Source organism: Pantoea allii, assembly GCF_002307475.1.
Classification (GTDB): Bacteria; Pseudomonadota; Gammaproteobacteria; order Enterobacterales; family Enterobacteriaceae; genus Pantoea; species Pantoea allii.
The window spans coordinates 39,071-65,463 of the sequence record NZ_NTMH01000011.1 but is presented as its reverse complement, the minus strand read 5'-3'; the positions used below and the strand labels follow the sequence as shown (position 1 = coordinate 65,463).

The following is a 26,393-nucleotide window of genomic DNA, read 5'->3' as shown; positions in this document are numbered from 1 at the left end:
AAAATGACAGTTGATATTCGTACCATGACGACCGAAGACATTCCCCAGGTTTACGCGATGAGCCAGGCGCTGAACTGGCCGCACCGCCATGAAGACTGGGCTATCGGCATGCAGCTCGGCGAAGGCGTGGTCATTGAAGAGCAGGGCGAAGTAATAGGCAGTGCGATTCTCTGGCGCTGGGGCGACAAGGCCGCGACCATCGGTCTGGTGATTGTCGCAAATCAGCACCAGGGGCGCGGGCTGGGCAAGCAGTTGATGCTGGCCTTATTAGAGAAAGTGCCCGGTTATAACGTCCGTCTGCACGCGACGGAGATGGGTAAGGGCCTGTATGAAAAACTCGGCTTTGTTACCTGCGGTAAGATCTTACAGTACCAAACGCCTGCCCTGAACGCGTTACCCAGAGTGGAGATTCCGGCTGGATTGACGCTGCGCAGCGCCACTCTTGACGATCGGGATGCGCTGGTGCAGATGGAGCAGGCCGCGCACGGGCTTTTCCGCCCGGCGCTGGTGGAACATCTGATTACCGACAATCAGACCATTATCTTGCAGGATGACCAGCAAACCCCTCAGGGTTATGCCAGCCTGCGGCGCTTTGGTCGTGGCTGGGTCATTGGACCCGTTATTGCACAGGATTTTCCGGTTGCCCAGGCGCTAACCGCCGCGCTGATGCAGAGCCTGAAGGGCGAATATCTGCGCATGGATACGGATGCCGCGCTGCCGCTGGCCGCCTGGCTGGAGAGCCTGGGCCTGACAAAGGTTGACTCGCCGATCACGATGGTGCGCGGTGACGTCTGGGTGCCACAAGGCATGCAGGCATTTGGGCTGATGACGCAGGCAATGGCCTGATGCACATCGTTTATAAATCGGAGCCACAGCGCGGCCTGCACTGGCAGCGTTGGCTGGCTGAGCACGCGCCCGATATTCATTTACACCTCTGGCCGGAGACCGGCGATGCCGATCAGGTTGATGCGCTGGTCGCCTGGCTGCCGCCCGATAACCTTGCAGACCGTTTTCCCAATCTGAAAATCCTGTTTTCCGTAGGGGCCGGAGCGGAACAGTTTGATCTGTCCACGCTGCCGTCACATATCCCGCTGGTCAGAACGATTGAACCCGGCCTGACGCAGGGCATGGTGGAGTACATCACCTTTGCGGTGTTGGGATTACATCGTGATATGCCACGCTATTTTCAGCAGCAACGGCATCAGCAATGGCAGGCGCATCTGGCTATTCCCGCCAGTCAGCGCCGCGTCGGGATCATGGGACTGGGCGAACTGGGCCGCGCGGCACTGGCACAGCTTCAGGCGATGGGATTTGACTGCGGCGGCTGGAGCCGTACGCCGCATCTTATTCCGGACGTGCCGTGCTGGCATGGTGACGATCAGCTGCCCGACTTTCTCGCCCGCAGCGATATTCTGGTGTGCCTGCTACCGCTGACGCCCAGTACTCAGGGGCGACTGAATGCCGGGCTGTTCAGCCAACTGCCAACAGGTGCTGCACTGGTGCAGGCCGGGCGCGGTCCTCAGCTTAATCATCAGGATCTGCTGGATGCGCTCGACAGCGGCCAGTTACGGGCGGTGGTGATTGATGTGACCGACCCTGAACCTCTGCCCTCCGATCATGCATTCTGGACGCATCCCGCAATCTGGCTCACGCCGCACATCGCCAGCCAGACGCAAAATGACAGCGCGATCAGCGCACTGCTGGCTAATCTGCGTCGCTTTCAGCGTGGTGAACCGCTGCACGGCGTCGTTGATCGTTCACGAGGATATTGATATGGACCATTTAGTGGCGTTGCGCCGCGATCTACACCGTAATCCTGAACTGGGTTTCCATGAACAGCGAACCAGCGATATTGTCGCGCGTTTTCTACAGGAGTTAGGCATTGAGGTGCATCGGGAAATTGGCAAAACGGGCGTAGTGGGCGTGCTGAAGAAAGGCAACGGCTCACGCATGATTGGGCTGCGGGCCGACATGGATGCGCTTCCCATGCAGGACAAAGGCGAGGTGCCCTGGACCAGTCTGGTAGCGAACCACAGTCATGCCTGTGGCCACGACGGTCACACCACCATGCTGCTGGGCGCGGCGGAAAAACTGGCGCGTGAGGTTGAGTTCAGCGGCACGGTCTGCTTTATCTTTCAGCCGGCAGAAGAGGGCCTGGCAGGCGCGAAGGCCATGATTGACGACGGTCTGTTTCAGCGCTTCCCCTGTGATGCGGTGTTTGCCCTGCATAACTGGCCTGAATTACCCCTGGGTGAAATTCAGACCCGGCCCGGTGCCATTATGGCCGCGGCAGACCGGTTTGATATCACTGTCAAAGGCGCGGGCGGTCATGCCGCACAGCCGCATCTTACGCACGATACGTTATTAGCCGTCAGTGAACTGGTGGTGCAGTTAAACACGCTGGTTTCCCGGGCGCTCGATCCCTGCGAACCGGCTTTGCTGACGGTGACGCGAATGCAAGGCGGTTTTTCCCACAATATGATCCCTGCGGAAGCCAACATCACCGGTACGGTGCGCACTTTTAACCCGGCAGCGCAGGACATTATTGAATCCCGGCTGCGGCAGATGGCGGAACACATTACGGCGGCGCACGGGTTACAGGCCGAGGTGAACTATTTGCGTTATTACCCGGCCACCATCAACAATGAATCTGAGGCGACTCAGGCCCTGGCGGCCTTGCAGGCGGCGGGCATGACAACCCAACTGGCGCGCCAGCCTGCACTCACCTCGGAAGATTTTGCCTTTATGTTACAGGCAAAGCCCGGTGCCTATGTATGGATAGGATCGGCCCCCAGCAAGCCGCTTCATCATGCCGCCTATGACTTTAACGACGCGCTGATACCGCATGGCATCCAGGCGTTGATTACCCTGGCCTGCCACGGGCTGGGAACAACATTTACTCGCTGAAACCCGTGGGATTTTGACACGAAATGCCGCTGCTGACGGAATTACGGCAGCGTTATTGCCCCACAGATTGCGATACTTAAGCCAATCGAACACGACGTGGATGAGGTATAAAAATGCAGAATGTCCTGGCAGAGCAGCAAACCTATGCGGACAACAGCCAGTTGCTGGATGTCCGAGATCATAATGTGCCGCGCGGCATTGTTACCGCTCATCCGCTGGTGATTGAGCGAGCCAAAGGCAGTGAAGTGTGGGATGTAGAAGGCAATCGCTATCTGGATTTTGTCGGCGGCATTGGCGTGCTTAACGTGGGCCACAACCATCCGGCTGTGGTTAACGCTGTAACCCGCCAGCTGGGCCTGGTATCGCACGCCTGTTTTCAGGTGGTGGCCTATCCGGGATATATCGAACTGGCGCAGCGCCTGAATAAGCTGGTAGGCGGGGACGAACACTATAAGAGCGTGTTTTTCACCAGCGGTGCAGAAGCGGTGGAGAATGCGGTTAAAATTGCCCGTTCTTATACGCAACGACCGGGCATCATCGCCTTTGACGGCGCCTTCCACGGACGTACTTTACTTGGCGTCACCTTGACGGGGATGTCCGCGCCTTACAAACAAAACTTTGGCCCTTTCCCTGGCGATGTTTATCGTCTGCCGTTCCCGAACCCGTTGCACGGCGTCACGGAAGCGGACTGCCTGAAAGCGCTGGACCAACTGTTTGCGGTGCAGATTCTGCCGGAGCGCGTGGCTGCGATTATCATTGAGCCAGTGCAGGGCGATGGCGGCTTCCTGCCCGCCGGGCCGGCATTTATGCAGGCGCTGCGTCGCATCACGACTCAACACGGTATTATGCTGATCTGTGATGAAATCCAGACCGGCTTTGGTCGTACGGGCAGCATGTTTGCCTTCCAGCAACTCGGCATTAAGCCTGATATGGTGACGATGGCGAAAAGTCTGGCGGGGGGCCTGCCGATTTCCGGTGTGGTGGGCAAAGCCGAAGTGATGGACGGCCCGGCACCGGGCGGACTGGGCGGCACCTATGGCGGTAATGCGCTGGCCTGTGCAGCGGCACTGGCGGTGCTTGACGTGTTTGAGCAAGAAAACCTGCTGGCGCGTTCCTGTCAGTTGGGTGAGCAGTTGAATCAACGTTTGCGTCAGCTTGCAGATAAATATGCCTGCATCGGTGACGTGCGCGGCGTGGGCTTTATGCAGGCAGTAGAAATTCTGGATGTGGACACCCACAAACCCGACAGCGCGCTGACGCAAAAGATCCTCGACAGCGCCTGTCAGGAAGGGCTGCTGCTGATTAAATGCGGTTTACACCGTAATACGATTCGCTTCCTTGCACCGTTAGTGACCACCGATTCGCAACTTGAAGAGGCACTGCATATTTTTGATATTGCCCTGGCGCGTGCGACCGGACGCTTAGGATAGCCGCTCTCCCTCATTGAACAGGCAACAGCCCGGTATCGCGGCCAGCGGGGCCGCCGCCGGGTTCAACGCTGGCGCAATTTTTGCAAAGCGTGACAGACCGGGGTTTTTTTGTGTTACAAAAAAGTAGCGTACTTGTTATTTTAAAGTGGCGTATTTTAAGTATCTATTAAAGTGCGCTTTACGCTTGTGTACACAGAGTCGCTCTGGGTAGTAGCGAACATCCAGTACAGCTGTAAACAATGAGGGGTGCTATGAACGGCTTAATGAAACTCGATCGCATCGATATCAATATTCTGGTGCAACTACAAAAAGATGGCCGTATCAGCAACGTTAATCTCGCCGATGCAGTAGGACTTTCCCCGAGTCCTTGCCTGCAACGGGTTAAACGGCTTGAGCAGGCCGGTTTTATTACCGGCTATGAAGCACACGTCAATCTCACCAAAATTACCGACTCCGTCACGGTGTTTACCGAAGTGACGCTGAACGGACACCGGCGCGAAGACTTTATGAAGTTTGAAGCCGCCATGCGTGACGTTGACGAACTCATGGAATGTCATTTAATTACCGGGGGTTACGATTACCTGTTGCGCTTTATTACCCGCAGCATTGAGCATTATCAGGATGTGATTGAGAAGATGCTGGATGCGCAAATTGGCATCGATAAGTACTTCAGCTATATCGTGATTAAATCACCCGTGATGAAAAGCAGTGTGCCGTTACGCTCACTGATCAGTAAACATAACCCGATGGAGTTCGGCGTGTAATTTTCGGCCCGGCGCGCAAAAGCCTGGCAAGCCCATTCTCTGCGCGCCTTGCCACCCGTACTCAGGATCAGAGCAGTTTAATACTGATTCGCGTCGCGGAGCTGACAGGCTGAGCCTGATAGCCCTCGACAATAATGCGACCAAAGTGGGCTGCATTTGAGCCGGCCTCAATCAACGGAATCAGCGTGCCTGCTTTGGGGTGATAACCCTTCACAAACTTTACTAACAGCGTACCGCCTGCGACCAATGGCCCCTTCACGTTGAGACGACCTCCGCCCTGACCATCGATATCCAGTTCAAGAGTTGCCTGAGGCCGCGCCGAATATTGTTTAACGCGCACCGGGCTGGCCGCAGCAATACGCACGCTGCCAGCGTTGCCCACATAAACTTCACCCACGCCCAGGGCGCTGGCTGAACCGGCCTCCAGCACGCCACCTTCAATTTCAGTGCCGCCGCTGTAGCGATTTGCACCCAGTAGCCGCAGCGTACCTGAACCCTGTAAGGTCAGTTTTCCCTGGCCGCCAATCGCATTCCGCCAGCTGTCGGCCTGATTAAAACCGCCTTTCTCAGCATCCATCATCACCTGCACATTCCCGGTAAACTGACCATATCCGTCGGCGGCCGCCACGATATTCAGACGTCCCCAACCTTCGGCATCATCCAGGATCGGATAGCCTGATGACAGCGCGGTGGTTTTTAAGACCACGCGGCGCTGCATGGCACTCAGATAGGGAAAACGGGTTTCCAGTAGAATCTCGGCACCTTTGGGCACCACCGCTGGACGATGGCGGGACGCGATGGGGGCAAAGCCAAACGTCATGCGCCGAAGGGCACTGGCACGGTTAAGGGTAGGATCGGCGAAGCGGTCGGCATTGAGCGGCGCGGCGTGAGCGTATTGCAGAAAGGTGTTGGGTTGTGTACCGGTGCGTTGCCATAATGCCTGATGCGCCTGTTTGTACGCGCGTTGTGCATCTTCATGATATGCCGTCAGATTCGCGGTGGTAACGGCCAGCGCGAACATGCGTCCGCCCATAACATCCAAAGGCGAATGCATCCCGGCGACGATCCGGCTTTCGCCCAATTCCATCCCGCGGCTGACCATCTCCTGGTAGCGCTCCGGCACCAGCCACGCCATGGTCAGGGCATCTCTGACCGCCTCCGCTGTGTGTCCGCTGATAAATCCGCCATCGGTAGCGGGCGTAGGGCTTTCTGCGGGCACAAGGGCAGGCACCACCGCCACCTCTGAACGCCAGCGGTAGGGACGGGCGTATTTATAGAAACGTTTTGCCGGTTCCGTAGAGGCGTTGTTACCCATTTCATTGAGAAAATCCACCACCTCACCGAAGTCGCGATTGCCGTCATGGCTGCCCGTGCCGGTGTTGTTTCCCTGGTCGTTATACAGCACCGTCGTGGCATCTGCGGGAATCTGCGTGATGGTGGTGACCTGCTGAGCGGCACTGCGCCACGCCGCGGTCAGCGGACCCAGGCCGTCCGTGACGCTATAGCCTTTGGCTCGACGATCGTCAAAGTAGGCCGCCTCGGCCTGGGCTGCCGTACGCTGGCGGGTCGCCGTAACCACATACTGAACATTCGCCGCCAGTACCTGATGATTAAGTATCGTGCCGCAGACGGGGGCCTTACCGGGCAGGCCAGTGCAATCAGAGGGCGTAATCGCCGCAAAACCATCACGGGCCGGTGCCGAAATCCCCGCATCGACCTTGAGCGTACGCGGACGCCACAGGGCCAGAAAGCCGGACACCACGCGCACGCCGGCATTCGTCTCCAGCGTGGCAAAGCGCGCATCCCCGCGTTGGTTGGTGGCGATGCTGTCAACAAAAGCCGGCACCTTTGCCGCAGGCGCGCTATCGGTAAATCCGGGGTCGGCGGGCGGTGCAGGCAGCGCGGCCGATGTCTGTGCGCTGCTCACAACAGGCGCCGCAATCATGCCTGAAAAAAGCGCCAGAAAAGTGCCAAAACGGATAACAGCAGACATGATAAAAGCCTTCGACAAGAATAATGGGCGACTATTTTGGTCGCCAGGCGTGAAGGGCGCATGACAACGCAGTGACATTCTGATGTGCTTTTCGCTTTCCAGATGAGATTCAAAAGTTTCCCATTTATCGTGCATCACCGCCCCATCAGCGTGCCAGAAACCGCCGCACCGCAACGGGTAAGGTGCCGCGTCTTATCATAAGTATTCGATCTTGTATCCCAGCCCGTATCCAGACGGACATCCGCGCGTGACAACGCGGGAGGGACGATTCCTGGCATGCTTCATGCACTTCTTATCGGGTTAAAAATACCGGTAAGACAACATGCGTGGAAAAGGGTTAACAGCCCGGTAAGGCGGCAGTACACCACCACGCAATGCAATGACAGTCGCCAGCGCGACGGCACCTGTACCGTCATAAAGATGGCGAGCACAGGATGAAAGTCAGTGCCCCAGCGCGCCTGTCCGTGGATTCACCTTAACCAGGAATTTTTGCCATGAAAAAACAGGCTTCCCCAACGTTAGAGCAGGAGTTTGAGCACGAACCCGTGCCGCTGTCGCATCGCCATCCGACCCGCTCGGTTTCTGCGGTCTGGTTTGGTTTCCCCATGATCCTCACCAATGCGCTGTTTGGCGGCATCATTACCTGGCACCTTGGCTTCTGGCCTGCGTTGCTGGCGATTGTGATGGGCAATCTGGTGCTGTTTGCCTATGTCGGCGCACTAAGCTGGTTTGCGGGCAATACCGGGATGAATTTTGCCCTGCAGGCGAAAAGGACCTTCGGCAGCAAAGGCTATATCCTCGTGTCCGGCTTTCTGTCGACCGTGGTTATCGGCTGGTACGCCTTCCAGACGGGATTGACCGGGACGGTGATTCATCAGACCTTTGGCTGGAATGCCCTGTCGGTGACGGCATTTGCCATGGTGCTGTTTACGGCCGTGACCTTTCTGGGCGTGCGTGCTCTGTCCGTGCTGGGCATGATTGCTGCGCCAATGTTTGTGATTTTAGGGTTTGTCGCGCTGTATTTCGTCGGGCAGACACATGATTTTTCCAGCATGTTTCACTGGAAGGGCAGCCCCACGGTGGCGGGAGCCATGAGCATGGGCACGGCGGTCACCATGGTGGTGGCGGGGTTTGCCGATTCCGGCACCATGACTGCCGATTTCACCCGCTGGTCGAAGAGTGGCCGTGCTGCGGTCATCGCCGCCTTTTCCGCGTTCCCGGTCGCAAACCTGATCGCCTATCTGTTTGGCGTGATTATTGTCTCGGTCGGCGCGGCGGTGGACCCGCTGACCAACGGCGGCAATTTCCTGCCCATGTTGATGGGGCAGGGTGAGATTTTAACCGTGGTGGCTTTCCTGTTTGTGTTCATCAATCTTGGCTCGGTGTGTACGCACTGTCTTTATAACGGTGCGGTAGGCTTCAGCCATCTTTTTAACAGCAAGATGCGCCGCTGGACGCTGATTCTCGGTGCCATCGGCGGCCTGCTGGCGCTGGCGGGCGTTTGGACCTATTTCCTGGCATGGCTGAGCCTGCTGGGCGTGGTGGTGCCACCGTTTGGTGCGGTCATGATTGTTGATCTGATTTTTATGGCGAAGCTGAGTGAACAGCGCCCGGCGCAACGGTTTCACGGTGCCGCTTTTGCGGCCTGGGCGCTGGGAAGCCTGTGCGCGGTCATCGCGCATCTGGCCTTTCCCCAGTTTGGCGAAGCGGTCATCGGCCTGGTGACGGCGGCACTGAGCTATACCCTGATTATCAAATTACGTTCCCCGACGCCGCGAATGGAGAAGAACAATGCCTGAGTACAGTGTGAATTCCACCCCCTATGCCTGGCCGTTTGATGGCCATTTTAGTGCCGCTGATACGGCGCTACTCGTCATCGATATGCAGATCGATTTTTGTGGCGCGGGCGGCTACGTTGACACCATGGGCTACGATATTAGCCTTACGCGCGCGCCTGTCGAACCGCTTAAGGTGTTGCTGGCCCGCATGCGTGCGCTGCATTTTCCCGTCATTCACACCCGGGAAGGGCATCGCCCGGATCTCAGCGATCTGCCTGCCAATAAACGCTGGCGGTCGGGCAGGATGAATGCAGAAATTGGCAGCCCAGGACCGTGCGGTCGTATCCTGGTGCGCGGTGAGCCGGGCTGGGAGATTATCCCGGAACTGGCACCGCTGCCGGGCGAAGTGATCATCGATAAGCCCGGTAAAGGCTCTTTCTATGCAACAGACCTTGAGCTGGTGTTACGCAGTCGCGGTATCCGCAATTTGATTATTACCGGTATTACAACGGATGTGTGTGTGCATACCACCTTGCGTGAGGCCAACGATCGCGGGTATGAGTGCCTGGTCTTATCCGACTGCTGTGCCGCCACTGAGCGACATCATCATGAAGCCGCCCTGAGCATGATTCATATGCAGGGCGGTATCTTTGGCGCGGTCGCCACCTCGGCGGCACTGCTGGATAGCCTGGGCCAGCCCTGAAGGACCCACCTGCCAGCCTGTTGCCCTGTACGCGACAGGCTGGCGCGAATTCATGTTTACGTCACCGTCTCGTCACCTCGCTGTCATCTGATCCCGTCAGTCTGTTTCCATCCCGCAGCACCTTCGCTGCGAAATCCCTCTACTGATGTGAGGATTTAATTGTGATGGAGTTATCCAGACATCCGACCACTGTGTATCAGGCTGTCGCAGCGCAACTGGAGCAGGCTGTTCAGGAACGCTACCGCAGTGGTGACTATTTACCCTCCGAGCAGCAACTGGCCGATCACTATGCGGTAAACCGCCATACGCTGCGTCGGGCGGTCGACGAGCTGGTCAATAAAGGCCTGCTGCAACGCCGCCACGGTGTTGGAATTTTGGTGTTGATGCGCCCCTACGACTATCCGCTGCATGCCCAGGCCCGCTTCAGCCAAAACCTGATGGAGCAGGGCAGCGATCCTACCAGTGAACGTCTGCTGGCGGTGCTGCGCCCGGCCAGTGCTGATGTGGCCGCGGCACTTGGGGTGAGCGAAGGCAATGACGTGATCCACCTGCGTACTCTGCGCCGAGTAAATGGTCTGCCGGTCTGTCTGATCAATCACTTTCTTGCCGATCTCAGCTGGTGGCCGCAGCTGCAACGCTTCAACAGCGGTTCACTCCATGACTTTCTGCAGCACCATACCGGCAAGCAGCTGGTGCGCAGCCAGACGCGTATCAGCACCCGCCGGGCGCAGGCCAAAGAGTGTAAACAGTTGGAAATCGCGCTGCATTCCCCGCTGTTGTGCGTGCGTACCCTGAATAAAACCACCGATGGCGCGATGGCGGAATACTCCGTCAGCCTGACCCGTGGCGACATGATCGAACTGACTCTGGAGCACTAATGAAACAGCAAACGGCCCGCCAGCACTGGCTTTCGGTGTTGGCCCACAGCAGTGCAGCCGAGCTTGACGCGCACTGGCAGCCGCTCAACCTCAAGCCTGAATTTACCCTGATCCGTCCGGCTGAAATTGGCCTGACGCGCCTGCAGGCCCGCATGGGCGCTACCGGCAAGCGTTTTGTGGTCGGTGATGCCACCGTGACGCGCGCAGTCGTGCGGCTTAACGATGGCACCCTGGGTTACAGCTACCTGCTCGGGCGGGATAAAGCCCATGCCGAACGTTGTGCCCTGATGGATGCCCTGTTGCAGCAGACAGAAACCGGTGAACTGCTGCAGGAAAAAATTATTACCCCGCTGGCGGCCTCACGTGAAGAGCAGCGTCAGCTGCGCGCACGTGAAATTGCCAGCAGCAAAGTGGACTTCTTTACGCTGGTACGCGGAGACAATGAATGACTTTACTGGCAAGTTTTAATCATCCGGTTGCGGATGCGCAGCACGCCTTTCGCCGCATTCTGAAAGCCATGAGCGAGCCGGGCGTGATGGTTTCCCTACCGCTGCAACAGGGCTGGGGCGCACTTTCGCCTGCCGCCACCGCCGTGCTGCTGACGTTGGTCGATCAGGAAAGCCCGCTATGGCTGGACCCGCAGGTGGATAATCAACAGCTGCGCGACAACCTGCGTTTTCATACCGGCGCTCCTGTTACCGACAGCAACGATGCGGCCTTTGCATTAAGCCACGCCGATGCCCAACCCAATCCAGGCGACTTCGCCGCGGGTGACAACCTGGCACCGGAAAAAAGCACCACGCTGATTATTGAGGTGCCCTCGCTAAACGGTGGTCTGGCGCTGCGATTGTCGGGGCCAGGGCTGCGTGAAGCCCGCGCCATTGCGCCACAGCTGCCAGAAAGCGTGCTCGAATACCTGCGCGCCCGGCCCCATCCGTTTCCTCAGGGCGTTGACCTGATTTTCACCTGTGGCGAAGCGATGATGGCGGTGCCACGCACAACAAATGTTGAGGTGTGCTCATGTACGTAGCGGTGAAAGGGGGCGAAAAAGCCATTGCGAATGCCCACCATCTGCAGGCCAACTTGCGCCGGGGCGATCGCGCCGTAGCGGAGCTCTCCTGCGATCAGATTGCACAGCAGCTTGGGCTGGCGGTGGATCGCGTGATGACGGAAGGCGGGATTTACGATCCCTTGCTGGCGGCGTTAGCGATTAAACAGGCCAGCGGTGACCTGGTAGAGGCGATTTTCCTGCTGCGTGCTTATCGCACGACCTTACCGCGTCTGGCACAAAGCACGCCGTTAGCCACCAGCAGCATGCGGATTGAGCGGCGTATCTCGGCTGTGTATAAGGACTTACCCGGCGGTCAGGTTTTAGGCCCGACCTACGACTACAGCCACCGCCTGCTGGATTTTACCCTGATGGCTAACGGGGAAACGCCGCTTCCGCCGCGAAGCGAGCAGGCACTGCCTGAGCACTGTCCGCATATGTTCAGCATGATGAGCGACGAAGGCTTAGCACAGAGTGAAAGCGACGACGACAGCGAACCGACGGATATCACCCGCGAGCCAATGGGGTTTCCCGCTTCGCGCGCCGCGCGGCTGCAACAGTTGGTACGCGGTGATGAAGGCTTTTTGCTCTCTCTGGGCTACTCCACCCAGCGTGGCTATGGGCGAACCCATCCCTTTGCCGGTGAAATCCGCACCGGCTATGTCAGCGTCAGCGTTTGCCCGGAAGAGCTGGGATTTGAACTGGAAATTGGCGAAATGCTGCTGACCGAGTGTGAAATGGTCAACGGATTTACCCACGACGGTGAAAGCGCGCCGCACTTCACGCGCGGCTATGGCCTGGTATTTGGTCGGGCAGAGCGAAAAGCCATGTCCATGGCGCTGGTGGATCGCGCGTTACAGACCCGCGAGCACAATGAACGTATCACCAGTCCGGCTCAGGATGAGGAGTTTGTGCTGTCCCATGCGGATAACGTCGAAGCCGCGGGATTTGTTTCCCACTTAAAACTGCCGCACTACGTCGATTTCCAGGCCGAACTGGAACTGCTGAAACGTCTGCGCCAGGACTATCAGGAGCAGCAAAATGGCTGAGCTCAGCGGCTATAACAACGGTTACCTCGACGAACAAACCAAACGCACGATTCGCCGTGCCATCTTAAAAGCCGTCGCGATTCCGGGCTATCAGGTGCCGTTTGCCGGACGTGAAATGCCCATGCCTTACGGCTGGGGCACGGGCGGGATTCAAATCACCGCCAGCGTGATTGGTGATAAAGATGTGCTGAAAGTCATCGACCAGGGCGCAGACGATACCACCAACGCCGTTTCTATTCGCCGTTTCTTCCAACGGGTCAGTGGGGCCGCCACCACCGAACGCACGGTCGATGCCACCCTGATCCAGACGCGCCACCGTATTCCCGAAACGCCGCTGGAGGAAGATCAGATTCTGATTTTCCAGGTGCCGATTCCTGAGCCGCTGCGTTTTATTGAGCCGCGCGAAACGGAAACCCGCACCATGCATGCCCTGGAAGAGTACGGCATCATGCAGGTCAAACTGTATGAAGATATCGCCCGCTTCGGTCATATCGCCACCACCTATGCCTATCCGGTGAAGGTCAACGATCGCTATGTGATGGACCCGTCGCCGATTCCCAAATTTGATAACCCGAAAATGCACATGATGCCGGCGCTGCAGCTGTTTGGTGCCGGACGCGAGAAGCGCATCTATGCCTTGCCGCCCTATACCAAAGTCGAAAGCCTCGACTTCGACGATCATCCCTTCACCGTGCAGCAGTGGGACGAACCCTGTGCGCTGTGCGGATCGCGTCACAGCTACCTGGATGAGGTGGTGATGGACGATCAGGGAACGCGAATGTTTGTGTGCTCAGATACCGATTTTTGCCACCAGCAGCAGGAACAACAACATGCACAGTGAACAACCGCTGCTCGCGGTCAATAACCTCACCCACCTTTATGCACCGGGAAAAGGCTTCGAGGAGGTCAGCTTTGATCTCTATCCGGGCGAGGTGCTGGGGATTGTGGGGGAGTCGGGTTCCGGCAAAACCACCTTGCTGCGTAGCCTGTCTGCCCGGCTGGTGCCGCAGGCGGGCGAGATTCATTACCTGCAGCGCGATCTCTATCAGATGAGTGAAAGCGACCGTCGCCGGTTACTGCGTACCGAATGGGGCGTGGTACACCAGCATCCGCTGGAAGGATTACGTCCTCAGGTCACGGCGGGCGGCAATATCGGTGAGCGTCTGATGGCTGTCGGCCACCGTCACTATGGTGATATCCGCGCAGAAGCCAGCCACTGGCTACAGGCGGTAGAAATCGCGGCTAACCGTATCGATGATCTTCCCACCACCTTCTCCGGGGGCATGCAGCAGCGTCTGCAAATCGCCTGCAATTTAGTGACCCAGCCGAAACTGGTGTTTATGGATGAACCGACAGGTGGGCTGGACGTCTCGGTGCAGGCGCGGCTGCTGGACCTGCTGCGTACCCTGGTACGTGAACTGAATCTGGCGGTGATCATCGTGACGCACGATCTGGGCGTGGCGCGCCTGCTGGCTCATCGGCTGCTGGTCATGAAGCAGGGCCGGGTGGTGGAAAGTGGGTTAACCGACCGCGTACTGGATGATCCGCATCATCCTTATACACAACTGCTGGTTTCATCGGTGCTTAACTAAATGGCGACAGCGACAATGAAGACGCAACTGCGCGTGGAAAATTTGTGCAAAACCTTTGTCCTGCACAATCAGAACGGTGCGGCACTGCCGGTATTGCAGGATGCCAGCCTCGATGTCAGTGAGGGGGAATGCGTGGTACTGCATGGGCATTCTGGCAGCGGTAAATCCACGCTGCTGCGTGCCCTGTATGGCAACTATCAGGCCAACAGCGGCAGTATTTGGGTACAGCATCAGGGCGAATGGGTGGATATGGCGCAGGCGCCAGCCCGCCAGATTATCGCGATTCGCCGCGATACCATCGGCTGGGTCAGTCAGTTTCTGCGCGTTATTCCCCGCGTACCAACGCTGGAAATCGTCATGCAGCCCTTGCTGGAGCGCGGCGCTGAACGCGGCTTCTGTGAAGCACGCGCCAAAGACCTGCTGACCCGGCTTAACGTACCGGAACGTCTCTGGGCCCTTGCGCCCTCGACCTTCTCCGGTGGGGAGCAGCAACGCGTCAATATCGCCCGGGGTTTTATCGCCGATTATCCGGTGCTGCTGTTGGATGAACCGACGGCGTCGCTCGACAGCGTTAACAGCGCGGCGGTGGTAAGCCTGATCGAACAGGCGCGTGAGCGCGGTGCGGCGATTGTGGGGATTTTTCATGATGAAGCGGTGCGGGAACGTGTGGCGGACCGCCTGCACGTGATTCAGCCCTTCACGACAGGGGCAGAAGCATGATCATCAATAATGTAAAGCTGGTGCTGGAAAATGAAGTCGTAGCGGGATCGCTGGAGTTTCGTGAAGATCGTATTACCAACTTTAGCGAAACGACCAGCCAGCTTGCCAGCGCGCTGGATGGCGAAGGCGCGTATCTGTTGCCCGGCCTGGTGGAGCTGCACACGGACAACCTGGATAAGTTTTTCACCCCGCGTCCTAAAGTCGACTGGCCGGCACACTCGGCCATGAGCAGCCATGACGCGCTGATGGTGGCCAGCGGCATCACCACGGTGCTGGATGCTATCGGCGTGGGCGATGTGCGCGATGGCGGTCACCGGCTGGACAACCTCAGCAAAATGATTGGGGCTATTCGCGACAGTAATCGCAAGGGGCTAAACCGCGCCGAGCATTTATTACATCTGCGCTGCGAGCTGCCGCACCACACAACGCTGCCGCTGTTTGAGGCGCTGATCTCGTCACCGGAGCTGTCGCTGGTGTCGTTGATGGACCATTCACCGGGACAGCGCCAGTACGCATCGCTGGAAAAGTACCGCGAGTACTATCAGGGAAAATATCAGCTTAATGATGAGCAGATGGATGAGTTTGAGCGCGATCAGCTGGCGCTGGCCAAAGCCTGGTCACAGCCTAACCGTCTGGCGATTGCCGCGCTGTGCCGTGAGCATGGCATCGCGATTGCCAGTCACGATGACGCCACCGAAGCGCACGTGGAAGAGTCACACGGCGTGGGCAGCGCGATAGCCGAGTTTCCCACCACGCTGGAGGCGGCGAAGGCGTCCCGCTACCGCAATATGCAGGTGTTGATGGGCGCGCCGAATATCGTGCGGGGCGGCTCGCACTCCGGCAACGTTGGCGCCTGGGAGCTGGCGTCACACGGGATGTTGGATATCCTGTCATCGGACTATTATCCCGGCAGCCTGCTGGATGCGGCGTTCCGCCTGGCGGCAGATGAGCGTAACGCGCTGTCTCTGCCGCAAACTATCGCGTTGGTGACCTGTAATCCGGCCCGGGCGCTGGGGCTGGAAGATCGTGGCGTAATTACTGAAGGCTGCCGCGCCGATCTGGTGCTGGCGCATACCCAACATGGTCATCCCCATATTCGCCATGTGTGGAGTAAAGGTCGGCAGGTGTACTGATGGCCCGGTTTATCTGGCTAACCGGTCCCTCCGGCTCAGGGAAAGACAGCCTGCTGGACCTGCTGCGCGAGGCACCGCCTGATAGCCTGCTGATTGCGCACCGCTACATTACGCGCCCCCACGATGTGGGGGGAGAAAACCATGTTGCCCTGACGGAAGCGGAGTTTATCCGGCGCGAGGCGCTGGGTTTATTTGCCGTTAGCTGGCAGGCCCACGGTTTTCGCTACGGCATCGGGCGTGAAATTGATAGCTGGCTTGAATGCGGGCAAAACGTGCTGGTAAACGGGTCCCGGCAGCATCTGGAACAGGTGCGCGCGCGTTACGGCGCGCAGCTGTTACCCTTGTGCATTGAGGTTTCCCCGTCGGTGCTGGCCGCGCGTTTACGGCAGCGCGGACGCGAAAATGAAGAGGCGATCGCCCAACGCCTGGCTCGCGCTGCGCAGCATCAACCAGAGGGCTGTTTACGGCTGAATAACGATGGCGCGCTGGCGGATACCGTACAACAGTTACGCCAGCTGCTGGCGCTGTCGCCATGAAACTGACCTTTCTCGGTACCGGCGGCGTGACGGGAGCACCGGTGTTCGGTTGTGACTGTCACGCCTGCTTACGCGCCCGCCAGCAGCCACGTTATAAACGTGCGCCCTGTAGCGCCCTGATTGAAGCCGGTCAGGCGCGTATTTTACTGGACGCGGGCTTGCCCCTGCTGGCCGAACGTTTCCAGCCGGGTGACATTAACCGGATTTTGCTGACTCACTATCATATGGACCACGTGCAGGGATTATTCACCCTGCGCTGGGGCGAAGGCAACGCCATTCCCGTCTGGGGGCCGCCGGATGAGAAGGGCTGTGACGATCTGTTCAAACATCCCGGACTGCTGGATTTCCGTCCATCCCTCACCCCTTTTGTGGCGGAGTCGTTCGGTGCGTTGCGGGTGACGGCACTGCCGCTGCAGCACTCCCGGCTGACGCACGGCTATCTGTTTGACTGGTATGGATCGCGTCTGGCCTGGCTGTGCGATACCTGCGGTCTGCCGCCCGATACAGCGGATTTTCTGCGCGGACAGACGCTGGATCACCTGGTGCTGGACTGTAACGATCCGCCCGGACAGGGTGGGCGCAATCATAACGATCTCACCGCAGCGCTGAAAATCATCGATGAACTGAAACCCCATCAGGCCTGGCTGATTCATTTGAGTCATCACATGGACAACTGGCTGGCAGAGCACGCCTTGCCTGCTCAGGTGCGCGCGGCTTACGACGGTTTGTCGTTGTCTCTCGGTGCCGATTTGCCTGTCACAGTTTAATCATCTAACCGTAATACAGCCTTCATCCCCCATGTTCTTAATATAGCGGTCTCTCGTCAGATTCCTGCGGCGTGAGCAACAGACGCAAGATAATGACGCACGCCAACCAGCACCGACCAGCGATATAACGTCAACTCTGGATTCGGGGGGCGGGCGTACAGAACGTAAACTGTAACAGCGGAGTACATCATGGCACAGGCACTGCTTAAAACTGTGGTCGATAACGTCACGTCATTGACCCATTCAGGCGGGCAAAAAGTGTTGTCTGTTCAGGGATTGAGCAAAGCATACGCTAACAATAAGGTGCTCGATAACGTCAGTTTCGATTTGCATGCGGGCGAATTAGTGGCGGTAATAGGTCGCTCTGGCGCAGGCAAATCGACGCTGCTGCATATGCTCAATGGCACCATTTCCGCCTCACAGGGCGCGATTATCAGTCTGCACCACGGCGAGGCCGATCGGAATGTGGTGAATCTCAGCAGTCGGCAGATGCGTGAATGGCGCACCCAGTGCGGCATGATTTTTCAGGATTTTTGCCTGGTGCCCCGTCTTGATGTGCTGACCAACGTATTGCTTGGCCGCCTCAGCCAGACGTCCACGCTGAAATCCTTTTTCAAAGTCTTCTCTGACGCCGATCGCGCCCGCGCCATTCAACTGCTTGAGTGGATGAATATGCTGCCGCAGGCGTTGCAGCGCGCCGAGAACCTCTCCGGCGGTCAAATGCAACGCGTGGCGATTTGCCGTGCACTGATGCAGAACCCAAAAATTCTGTTGGCGGATGAACCTGTCGCGTCGCTGGACCCTAAAAATACCACCCGCATTATGGATGTGTTGCGTCAGGTCAGCGGTCAGGGCATCAGCGTGATGGTGAACCTGCACTCGATTGAGCTGGTAAAAAGTTACTGCACGCGCGTCATTGGTATTCAGCGCGGTGTGGTGTTGTTTGACGGTCATCCTTCTGAACTCACCGACGGCCTGCTGCATCAGCTGTACGGTGACGAACTGAACCAGATCCACTAACTATCACAGCAAGAGAACAATGCTAATGAAAATGAGATCTTTCGCTTTATTGACTACAGCACTGCTTACCTTTGGCGTTAATGCAGCGGACGCACCGAAAGAACTGAATCTGGGTATCCTGGGCGGTCAGAACGCGACGCAGCAGATTGGTGATAACCAGTGTGTTAAATCGTTCTTCGATAAAGAGCTGAACGTGGATACCAAAATCCGCAACTCTTCGGACTATTCAGGCGTGATCCAGGGGCTGCTGGGCGGCAAAGTGGATCTGGTATTGAGCATGTCTCCCTCCTCGTACGCGTCCGTCTACATTCAGGACCCCAAGGCCGTTGATTTAGTGGGTATCGTTGTGGATGACAAAGATCAGTCTCGCGGTTACCACTCCGTGGTGATTGTGAAAGCCGACAGCCCCTACAAGAAGCTGGAAGATCTGAAAGGCAAATCCTTTGGTATGGCCGATCCGGATTCAACCTCGGGCTTCCTCGTGCCAAACCAGGCCTTTAAGAAGATGTTTGGTGGCACGATTGATAATAAATACAACAACTTCTTTTCAAGCGTGACCTTCTCCGGCGGTCATGAGCAGGACATTCTGGGCGTGCTGAATAATCAGTTTGACGGCGCGGTGACCTGGACATCCATGGTCGGTGATTACAACACCGGTTACACATCGGGTGCGTTTGGCCGACTGATCCGTATGGACCATCCCGATCTGATGAAGCAGATTCGCATCATCTGGCAATCGCCGTTGATTCCTAACGGTCCAATTCTGGTGAGCAATAAACTGCCAGCAGACTTTAAAGAGAAAGTGGTTGCGGCAATTAAAAAGCTGGATAAAACCGATCACGCCTGTTTCGTTAAAGCCGTGGGCGGCGCGCAGCACATTGGCAAAACCTCTGTTGCTGACTTTCAGAACATCATTGATATGAAACGCGAGCTGATGAAAGGCGCGCGCGGCTAACGGCAGGGCAGTGAGCTTTCCGTCCTCGTGCCGCCTCCAGCAAGGCAGGTGGCACGAGACAGCCGACGGGCTTGTCTGCACGTCAACCTTTCCAGGATGGCTTTGTCACACCTCAATCTGAGACATCTCCCGTGACCGACTTCGAACGTTATTATCAACGTATCCGCCGCCAACAGAAGCGTGACTCGCTCATCTGGTCTTTGGTATTGGTGGTGCTCTATCTGGCGGCGGCCAATATGTCAGAGTTCAGTCTCGTGACCATCTGGCAATCGTTGCCGCACTTTTTCGATTACATCCGCGAAATTATCCCCGTTTTGCATCTGCCGCTGCTGTTTGCCGATGGCAAGACGGAAGGGTCGCTGGCCTACTGGGGCTATCGTCTGAACATTCAGCTCCCGCTGATTTGGGAAACCTTACAGCTGGCGCTGGCCTCCACACTGATTGCGGTTGTCATTGCAGGCGTACTGGCATTTTTTGCCGCCGACAACACGCAAACGCCCGCCAGCCTGCGCATCGGAATTCGTGCCTTTGTGGCGTTTTTACGCACGATGCCTGAACTGGCGTGGGCGGTGATGTTTGTCATGGCGTTTGGGATTGGCGCGATTCCCGGTTTTCTGGCGCTGGCTTTACATACCATCGGCAGCCTGACCAAGCTGTTTTATGAATCGATTGAATCAGCATCGGATAAGCCGGTACGCGGACTTGCCGCCTGCGGTGCCAGCAAGCTACAGCGTATGCGCTTTGCATTCTGGCCCCAGGTCAAACCTACCTTTCTTTCCTACAGTTTTATGCGGCTGGAAGTGAATTTCCGTTCGTCGACCATTCTTGGGCTGGTCGGGGCAGGCGGAATCGGTCAGGAGTTAATGACCAACATCAAACTGGATCGCTTTGATCAGGTCAGCATGACGCTGTTGTTGATTCTGATTGTGGTGTCGCTACTGGATACGGTTTCTGGCCGCCTGCGCCGCCGTGTGGTGGAGGAATAAATATGGTTACGTTGGCCCCTGATATCATGGCGATGAAGCAGCAGCATCCTGAACTCTTTGCCGCGCAAAACCGCTATCTGCGGCGTCTGGCTATGCTGGCACTGGCGCTGATGCTCTATTACGTCTTTTTCTTTATGGTGTACGGTATTGAATGGGGCCGCCTGCTGATGGGCTGTCAGCAACTGGGGCGCTATTTCCTGCGCATGTTTGTCTGGCAGGACTTTGCCAACTGGCCCTTTGGCTACTATTTCTCTCAGGTAGGGATTACGCTGGCGATCGTATTTGCCGGTACGCTTACCGCCACCTTGCTGGCGCTGCCATTATCCTTTCTGGCTGCACGTAATGTGATGCATGACCGGGCAGCCCGGCCCATTGCTTTCCTGATGCGTCGTCTGTTCGACATGCTGCGCGGGATTGATATGGCCATCTGGGGCCTGATCTTTGTGCGTGCGGTCGGCATGGGGCCACTGGCCGGTGTACTGGCCATTATCCTGCAGGACGTGGGACTCTTGGGTAAGCTCTATTCAGAAGGGCACGAAGCGGTAGAGCGTTCACCCAGCCGGGGGCTGGGCGCACTGGGCGCGAACAGCTTACAGAAGCACCGTTTTGGTATCTTCACCCAGTCTTTTCCGCAGTTCCTGGCGCTCAGCCTTTATCAGATCGAGTCGAATACCCGCTCAGCGGCGGTCCTCGGCTTTGTCGGCGCGGGCGGTGTCGGCCTGGTTTATGCTGAAAATATGCGCCTGTGGAACTGGGATGTGGTGATGTTCCTGACGTTGATTCTGGTGGTGGTGGTGATGATCATGGATACGATCTCAAGCCATCTGCGTAAGCGCTATATCATTGGGAAAGCGGTGCCGTTGTGGCAGCCGGGCGGGCACGATTAAGACGCGCGCTTCGCTGCCAGGCGCGCTGAAGCGCCTGTACCAGTTGCGCCTCCTGCCAGGGTTTTGCCAGCCGCTCACACAGCGGCAGCGTGACCGGCTGGTGGCGCAGGTCCTGACCGCTGATCAGTAACGTTGCCAGTTTCGGCCAGGTTTGCTGGGCCTGACGAATGACCTCGGCACCGTTTATCTCCCCCGGCAACATTAAATCACTGATGAGCAAATCGATATCCGGCGTCTGATGCAGAAGTGCCAGCGCCTCTTCACCGGTCGCGCACTCCAGCGTCAGATAACCCAACTGATGCAGGTGCTCACACAGGGTTTGCCGCACCGCCGGTTCATCATCCAGCACCAGCACCAGACGGTCATCGGCGGCATCGGGCTGAGCCGGAGCCGGCACGATGGGACGTGCCGCCGCGACATCAGGCGCACGCGGCAGCAACAGCCGTACCGTTGTGCCCTGGCCGGGCGCGGTTTCCAGCTCTACCTGTCCACCCGACTGGCGGACAAAACCGTAGACCATCGACAGCCCCAGCCCGCTTCCGGTTCCGGTGGTCTTGGTGGTAAAGAAGGGCTCAAAGACCTGGGCGCGCACGTCATCCGCCATCCCACAACCGTGATCGATCACCTCAATCGTCACCCGATCACGTTTTTCACCCTGTTCGCTTCGCCGCTGATTCCAGATGCGCAGGCGAATCTCGCCACTCTGTCCACCCATGGCATCTCTGGCATTGACCACCAGATTCATCACCGCATTCTCTAACTGGCTGGCATCTATCCAGGCTGGCCAGCCGGGCCGCTGTGCATCGATAATCAAATGCTGACCTGGCAGCAGCGAGTGCTGCAGTAGCCCCTGTAGATTCTCTATCAACGACACGACGGAAACCGCATGGGGATTCAGGGTTTGTTTGCGCGAAAACGCCAACAGCCGCTGGGTCAGGAGTGCCGCTCTGTCCGCCGCCTGGCGTGCCCGTTCAATCCGGCTGGCAACAGGGCCGGGCGCAAGCTGCCCTTCGGTTAACGCCAGGCTGCCGATGATGACGGCCAGCAAATTATTAAAATCATGCGCGATGCCGCCGGTCAGTTGGCCCACCGCTTTCATTTTCTGGCTGTGCACCAGCGCTTCTTCCAGCACCTTGCGCGAGGTGCGTTCCAGCACGGTATTCACCATTCCGCGCCGCGGCACGGGGCTAAAGCGCAGTTCCAGCGTCCGTCCGTCTGCCAGCCTGACTTCCTGGGGTTCCGCTAAATCGTGCAACTGCACATCAAGCTGCTCCAGCAATTGCTGATAGTGCATGCCGCGATGCAAATCCCGCGGGGCGATGCCCAGCAGTTGCGGATACTGCGCATTCCATACCACTAATTCCCCGCTGTTATCAAAGAGGGCAAAACCATCGCGCATCGCCAGGAAGGTGGACTCAAGCTGGGTGCTTTTCTCTTTTAACAGTCGTGAGGTATGCGCCAGAGAGGCGGTATTGCGGGCAAAAACGTTAAACGCGCGCGCCAGCTCACCCAGTTCATCCCGACGCTGCAATCCTGGTACGCTGACGTTCTGCTCTCCTTGCGCCAGCCGGGTCATCGCCCCCGCAATGGCGGTCAGGCTGGAGCCAAGGTTGCGGTAAATGTAGTAGCCGGTATACACGGTAATCGCCAGCGCCAGCAGCGCAGAGAGCATGATAAATCCGCTCACCGAATCGAGTTGGTGATGTGTCGCAATATTGCGTCTTTCTGTTTGCTGCGCCACCTGCTGTACGTAAGCAGTAATGTCGTCATTCAGCGCGGCCACCAGCGCTTTGATACGGTAGGTGGCGTAGGCGATGGCCAGATCGCTCTGTTCCAGATCCGCCGACAGCGGCGTCAGGCTTTGCAGGGCCTGCACCAGTTGCTGCACGTTGTCACCCAGCGTTCCTTGCGCCGTGACGCTGTGCCATGTGTTCATGACCTGCTGCAGCTGTTCAATCACCGCGGCTGACGAAGGGGTACGGATAGCGATATCCAGCAGCCTGCCGGTCTGCTGTCGCAGCTCCCTGTCGGGTGCGCCTGCGGTCTGCCGCAGTGCCAGGTCGTTAATGCGTTCAAGCAGGAGTTGCGACTGCCATAAACCGCTTAACAACATATTGCGCTGCAGATGGCGCTCATGGCCGGTGCGTAACAGCAGACTGACCGACTGTTCAAGCATCAGGCTGCGCGCCCGGAGGCGAGCCACGCGCTCAGGCTCACGTGCGGCCAGCGGTGTGTTGGCCAGCAAAAAGAGCGAATGCTGCAAAGCCTGCTGATTCTGCTGTAATCGTCGCGATTCACTTTGATATTCAAGCGCACCGACCACCTGGGATAAGCGCACTGCCGTAATGGCGACGTTCGCGGTATCCCGCGCCAGGGCAAGGCTGCCGTTCATATCGGCCAGGGTTTGCGCCTGGGCCTGTTCCTGGATGGTGCCCGCATGACGAAAGCTGGTTACTGCCACCACGCTGACCATTAATGTGACGCATACCACCAACAAATGAGACAGCAACAGGCGACCGCGCGCCCCGACTTGCCACGGTGAACTGCGTTGCATAAAGACTCTCCGACCGTGCGACGATGAGCCGAGTATAGGAGCGAGCACAAGGCGGAATATGACAAATATGAATGACCTCTGACATTTTCCATTTATCTGGCCCTGCTTAACTCGCTGCTATTCATAACCAGCAGGAGCGGGTAGATGACAGCAAAGCCGATACTCGAAATGCGCGAGATCACCCGACGCTTTGGTAATTTTTACGCGTTAAAAGGGGTGGATCTCACCGTGTATCCCGGTGAGGTGCATGCGCTCATGGGCGAAAATGGCGCGGGTAAAAGCACCCTGATGAAGATACTGGCGGGTGCCTATACGGCCAGCAGTGGCGAGGTGTTAATTGATGGCAAGCCCTGGCAGTTGAAAGGGCCCAAAGAGGCATTAGCTGCTGGCATCACGCTGATCTATCAGGAAATCAACCTGGCCCCCAATCTTACCGTGGCCGAAAACATCTTTCTCGGCAGTGAAATTACCCGGGCAGGCATGGTGAAACGCCACCAGATGGCGGACGAGGCGCAACAGGTGATCAACCGGTTGGGCGCACAGTTCAGCGCCACTGACAAAGTCAGCCGCTTGAGTATTGCCGAGCAGCAGCAGGTTGAAATTGCGCGCGCTTTGCACCGTAACAGCCGGATTCTGGTGATGGATGAGCCTACCGCCGCCCTGTCGAATCGTGAAACCGAACAACTGTTTGCCCTCATCAAACGTCTGCGCAGCGAAGGTATGGCGATTATTTATATCAGCCACCGCATGGCTGAAGTCTATGAACTGTCAGATCGGGTCAGCGTGCTGCGCGACGGGCAGTACGTGGGCAGCCTGACGCGTGACAACCTCAATGCCAGTGAGCTGGTGCGCATGATGGTGGGGCGTCCACTCAGTGACCTGTTTAACAAAGACCGCACGATTCCGCGCGGTGCCGTTCGCCTGGCGATCAACCACCTGTCCGACGGCGGCAAAGTCCATCCCTGTAGCCTGGAGGTTCGTGCGGGTGAAATCGTCGGCCTGGCCGGACTGGTGGGGGCCGGACGCAGTGAACTGGCACAGCTGATCTTTGGTGTGCACCGGCTTAAACAGGGTGAGATCTGGATCGATGGTCAGAAGGTGGTGATTCACTCCCCGCGTGAGGCGATTGCGCACGGCATTGGTTTTCTTACCGAGAACCGTAAAGAGCAGGGGCTGTTTCTGGAGATGGCCGCGCAGGAAAACATCGTGATGGCTACCCTGGAGCGTGATGCCAGCTACGGCATGCTTAACCGTCGCAAATCCCGAAAAATCGCCAGTGAGGCCATTTCGTCTCTCAATATTCGTGTGCCCCATGCGCTGGTACGCGCTGGCGGTTTATCAGGGGGCAATCAGCAAAAGCTGTTGATCTCTCGCTGGATAGCCATCGGTCCCCGCATTCTGATTCTGGACGAGCCGACGCGCGGCGTCGATGTCGGCGCGAAAAGCGAAATTTACCGCATGATGCAGGACATGGCGCGGCAGGGCGTGGCCATTCTCATGATCTCCAGTGAATTACCGGAGGTCGTCGGCATGAGCGACCGGGTCTATGTGATGCATGAAGGGGCCATCGCCGGCGAGCTGGCAGGCGACCGGATCAGTCAGGAAAACATCATGACGCTGGCAACCGGTGCGCACAGCGCATCACCGCTTGAAGTATGAGGATAAAACAATGACACAAACGGCACCTGTTAACCCACCGACGATCAAGCGCGCTCTGATGGGCGACATCATGCAGACGGTGGGCATTTTACCGATTTTGATTTTAATCGTCGCGGTCTTCGGTTTTGTTACCCCTAACTTCTTTACCGAAGCCAATTTACTGAACATTACGCGCCAGGCTTCTATCAATATTGTGCTGGCGGCAGGAATGACCTTTGTCATTCTGACGGGCGGTATCGATTTGTCCGTGGGATCGATGCTGGGCACCACGGCGGTGGTGGCGCTACTGACCTCGCTGGACCCGATGCTGGCGTCACTGACGATCCCAATGGCGCTGGGAGCCGGGCTGGTCATGGGATTGTTTAACGGCATTCTGGTGGCCTGGGCCGGACTGCCGCCGTTTATCGTCACGCTCGGCACCTATACCGCTCTGCGCGGCGCGGCCTATCTGCTGGCCAACGGCACCACGGTCATTAATTCCGATATTAATTTTGAGTGGATAGGCAACGGCTATCTTGGGCCGGTGCCGTGGCTCATCGTCATCGCTTTTGCCGTCATCGCCATCTGCTGGTTTATTTTGCGCCGCACCACGCTGGGGGTGCATATCTACGCGGTGGGCGGCAACATCCAGGCGGCCCGACTGACGGGCATCAAAGTGGGCATGGTGCTGGTATTTGTCTACGGCATGAGCGGGTTGCTGTCCGGGCTGGGCGGTCTGATGAGTGCGTCGCGTCTTTACAGCGCCAACGGCAACCTTGGCGTGGGCTATGAGCTGGACGCCATCGCAGCGGTCATTTTAGGCGGCACCAGTTTCGTCGGTGGCATCGGCACCATTACCGGTACGCTGATTGGGGCGCTGATTATCGCCACGCTGAACAACGGCATGACATTAATGGGCGTTTCCTATTTCTGGCAGTTGGTGATTAAAGGCGCGGTGATCATTATTGCCGTGCTGATCGACAAATATCGAACTCGTCATCATGTGGGCTGACAGGCCACATGCGCAGAGCAAACAAAGCGCCATTCAGCAGTTG

At 57.6% G+C, this 26,393-nt stretch carries 25 protein-coding genes; 23 read left to right on the top strand and 2 right to left on the bottom strand.

All coding sequences use genetic code 11. The annotated features are described in order from the left end of the window. Positions 1-3 precede the first annotated feature (3 nt). The 5 genes from CMR03_RS03240 to CMR03_RS03220 all read left to right on the top strand — a co-directional run bounded on the left by CMR03_RS03240 (position 4) and on the right by CMR03_RS03220 (position 5,101). Positions 4-846: a GNAT family N-acetyltransferase gene (locus tag CMR03_RS03240; protein ID WP_096010763.1), complete on the top strand. Its 843-nt coding sequence runs from the start codon at positions 4-6 to the stop codon at positions 844-846. Next, positions 846-1,772, top strand: coding sequence for a 2-hydroxyacid dehydrogenase (locus CMR03_RS03235; RefSeq protein WP_096010762.1), 927 nt, complete (start codon positions 846-848; stop codon positions 1,770-1,772). Before CMR03_RS03240 ends, CMR03_RS03235 begins: the two co-directional genes overlap by 1 nt. A 1-nt stretch (position 1,773) precedes the next feature. After that, positions 1,774-2,907 carry a M20 aminoacylase family protein gene (locus CMR03_RS03230; protein WP_096010761.1) on the top strand — a complete coding sequence of 378 codons (1,134 nt, stop codon included), beginning with the start codon at positions 1,774-1,776 and terminating at the stop codon, positions 2,905-2,907. A gap of 113 nt (positions 2,908-3,020) precedes the next feature. Next, positions 3,021-4,337 (top strand): 4-aminobutyrate--2-oxoglutarate transaminase, encoded by a 1,317-nt coding sequence (gene gabT, locus CMR03_RS03225; protein WP_063880095.1) that lies wholly within the window; start codon positions 3,021-3,023, stop codon positions 4,335-4,337. A 251-nt stretch (positions 4,338-4,588) separates the two neighbouring features. Then, positions 4,589-5,101: an Lrp/AsnC family transcriptional regulator gene (locus CMR03_RS03220; protein WP_096010760.1), complete on the top strand. Its 513-nt coding sequence runs from the start codon at positions 4,589-4,591 to the stop codon at positions 5,099-5,101. 67 nt (positions 5,102-5,168) lie between these two features. Here the strand turns inward: CMR03_RS03220 and CMR03_RS03215 are convergent, their stop codons facing one another. After that, positions 5,169-7,094 carry a phosphatase PAP2 family protein gene (locus CMR03_RS03215; protein WP_096010938.1) on the bottom strand — a complete coding sequence of 642 codons (1,926 nt, stop codon included), beginning with the start codon at positions 7,092-7,094 and terminating at the stop codon, positions 5,169-5,171. A 494-nt stretch (positions 7,095-7,588) separates the two neighbouring features. On the opposite strand from CMR03_RS03215, the gene CMR03_RS03210 reads away from it, so the two are divergent. The 16 genes from CMR03_RS03210 (at position 7,589) to phnE (CMR03_RS03135) (ending at position 21,146) form a co-directional block, all read left to right on the top strand. Next, the gene (locus CMR03_RS03210; protein ID WP_096010759.1) at positions 7,589-8,893 is read left to right on the top strand and encodes a purine-cytosine permease family protein; all 1,305 of its coding nucleotides are present in this window, start codon (positions 7,589-7,591) and stop codon (positions 8,891-8,893) included. Next, on the top strand, positions 8,886-9,575 hold the full coding sequence (biuH, locus tag CMR03_RS03205; RefSeq protein WP_096010758.1) for a biuret amidohydrolase: 690 nt from the start codon (positions 8,886-8,888) through the stop codon (positions 9,573-9,575). The genes CMR03_RS03210 and biuH overlap by 8 nt, the downstream gene beginning before the upstream one ends. Before the next feature lie 164 nt (positions 9,576-9,739). Next, entirely contained in the window at positions 9,740-10,453 is a 714-nt protein-coding gene (gene phnF / locus CMR03_RS03200; RefSeq protein WP_063880091.1) for a phosphonate metabolism transcriptional regulator PhnF, read from the top strand. Beyond that, positions 10,453-10,902: a phosphonate C-P lyase system protein PhnG gene (phnG, locus tag CMR03_RS03195; protein WP_063880090.1), complete on the top strand. Its 450-nt coding sequence runs from the start codon at positions 10,453-10,455 to the stop codon at positions 10,900-10,902. Before phnF ends, phnG begins: the two co-directional genes overlap by 1 nt. Next, positions 10,899-11,483: a phosphonate C-P lyase system protein PhnH gene (phnH, locus tag CMR03_RS03190; protein ID WP_096010757.1), complete on the top strand. Its 585-nt coding sequence runs from the start codon at positions 10,899-10,901 to the stop codon at positions 11,481-11,483. Before phnG ends, phnH begins: the two co-directional genes overlap by 4 nt. Continuing rightward, the gene (locus CMR03_RS03185) at positions 11,474-12,550 is read left to right on the top strand and encodes a carbon-phosphorus lyase complex subunit (protein WP_096010756.1); all 1,077 of its coding nucleotides are present in this window, start codon (positions 11,474-11,476) and stop codon (positions 12,548-12,550) included. Before phnH ends, CMR03_RS03185 begins: the two co-directional genes overlap by 10 nt. After that, on the top strand, positions 12,543-13,391 hold the full coding sequence (locus tag CMR03_RS03180; RefSeq protein ID WP_013026274.1) for an alpha-D-ribose 1-methylphosphonate 5-phosphate C-P-lyase PhnJ: 849 nt from the start codon (positions 12,543-12,545) through the stop codon (positions 13,389-13,391). Before CMR03_RS03185 ends, CMR03_RS03180 begins: the two co-directional genes overlap by 8 nt. Further along, the gene (phnK, locus tag CMR03_RS03175; protein ID WP_096010755.1) at positions 13,381-14,142 is read left to right on the top strand and encodes a phosphonate C-P lyase system protein PhnK; all 762 of its coding nucleotides are present in this window, start codon (positions 13,381-13,383) and stop codon (positions 14,140-14,142) included. Before CMR03_RS03180 ends, phnK begins: the two co-directional genes overlap by 11 nt. Continuing rightward, positions 14,143-14,862 carry a phosphonate C-P lyase system protein PhnL gene (gene phnL / locus CMR03_RS03170; protein WP_096010754.1) on the top strand — a complete coding sequence of 240 codons (720 nt, stop codon included), beginning with the start codon at positions 14,143-14,145 and terminating at the stop codon, positions 14,860-14,862. Further along, positions 14,859-15,995 (top strand): alpha-D-ribose 1-methylphosphonate 5-triphosphate diphosphatase, encoded by a 1,137-nt coding sequence (gene phnM / locus CMR03_RS03165; protein ID WP_096010753.1) that lies wholly within the window; start codon positions 14,859-14,861, stop codon positions 15,993-15,995. Before phnL ends, phnM begins: the two co-directional genes overlap by 4 nt. Beyond that, positions 15,995-16,531 carry a ribose 1,5-bisphosphokinase gene (gene phnN, locus CMR03_RS03160; RefSeq protein WP_096010752.1) on the top strand — a complete coding sequence of 179 codons (537 nt, stop codon included), beginning with the start codon at positions 15,995-15,997 and terminating at the stop codon, positions 16,529-16,531. The genes phnM and phnN overlap by 1 nt, the downstream gene beginning before the upstream one ends. After that, positions 16,528-17,298 carry a phosphonate metabolism protein PhnP gene (gene phnP, locus CMR03_RS03155; protein ID WP_096010751.1) on the top strand — a complete coding sequence of 257 codons (771 nt, stop codon included), beginning with the start codon at positions 16,528-16,530 and terminating at the stop codon, positions 17,296-17,298. The genes phnN and phnP overlap by 4 nt, the downstream gene beginning before the upstream one ends. Positions 17,299-17,487: 189 nt before the next feature. Then, the gene (phnC, locus tag CMR03_RS03150) at positions 17,488-18,318 is read left to right on the top strand and encodes a phosphonate ABC transporter ATP-binding protein (RefSeq protein ID WP_096010750.1); all 831 of its coding nucleotides are present in this window, start codon (positions 17,488-17,490) and stop codon (positions 18,316-18,318) included. Between the two features lie 25 nt (positions 18,319-18,343). Next, complete coding sequence (gene phnD / locus CMR03_RS03145; protein ID WP_096010749.1) at positions 18,344-19,273, top strand: phosphonate ABC transporter substrate-binding protein; 930 nt, start codon at positions 18,344-18,346, stop codon at positions 19,271-19,273. Between the two features lie 131 nt (positions 19,274-19,404). Then, positions 19,405-20,259 carry a phosphonate ABC transporter, permease protein PhnE gene (gene phnE / locus CMR03_RS03140; protein ID WP_063880081.1) on the top strand — a complete coding sequence of 285 codons (855 nt, stop codon included), beginning with the start codon at positions 19,405-19,407 and terminating at the stop codon, positions 20,257-20,259. A 2-nt stretch (positions 20,260-20,261) separates the two neighbouring features. Beyond that, positions 20,262-21,146 carry a phosphonate ABC transporter, permease protein PhnE gene (phnE, locus tag CMR03_RS03135; protein ID WP_096010748.1) on the top strand — a complete coding sequence of 295 codons (885 nt, stop codon included), beginning with the start codon at positions 20,262-20,264 and terminating at the stop codon, positions 21,144-21,146. Here phnE (CMR03_RS03135) and CMR03_RS03130 read toward each other — a convergent pair. After that, positions 21,100-23,700: an ATP-binding protein gene (locus tag CMR03_RS03130; protein ID WP_096010747.1), complete on the bottom strand. Its 2,601-nt coding sequence runs from the start codon at positions 23,698-23,700 to the stop codon at positions 21,100-21,102. The two genes, phnE (CMR03_RS03135) and CMR03_RS03130, sit on opposite strands and share 47 nt — an antisense overlap. Before the next feature lie 144 nt (positions 23,701-23,844). Here CMR03_RS03130 and CMR03_RS03125 point away from each other — a divergent pair, with 144 nt between their 5' ends. Both CMR03_RS03125 and CMR03_RS03120 read left to right on the top strand, forming a co-directional pair. Continuing rightward, entirely contained in the window at positions 23,845-25,359 is a 1,515-nt protein-coding gene (locus CMR03_RS03125; RefSeq protein WP_096010746.1) for a sugar ABC transporter ATP-binding protein, read from the top strand. A gap of 10 nt (positions 25,360-25,369) precedes the next feature. Continuing rightward, positions 25,370-26,350: an ABC transporter permease subunit gene (locus tag CMR03_RS03120; RefSeq protein WP_063880077.1), complete on the top strand. Its 981-nt coding sequence runs from the start codon at positions 25,370-25,372 to the stop codon at positions 26,348-26,350. The last annotated feature ends 43 nt before the right edge of the window (positions 26,351-26,393 follow it).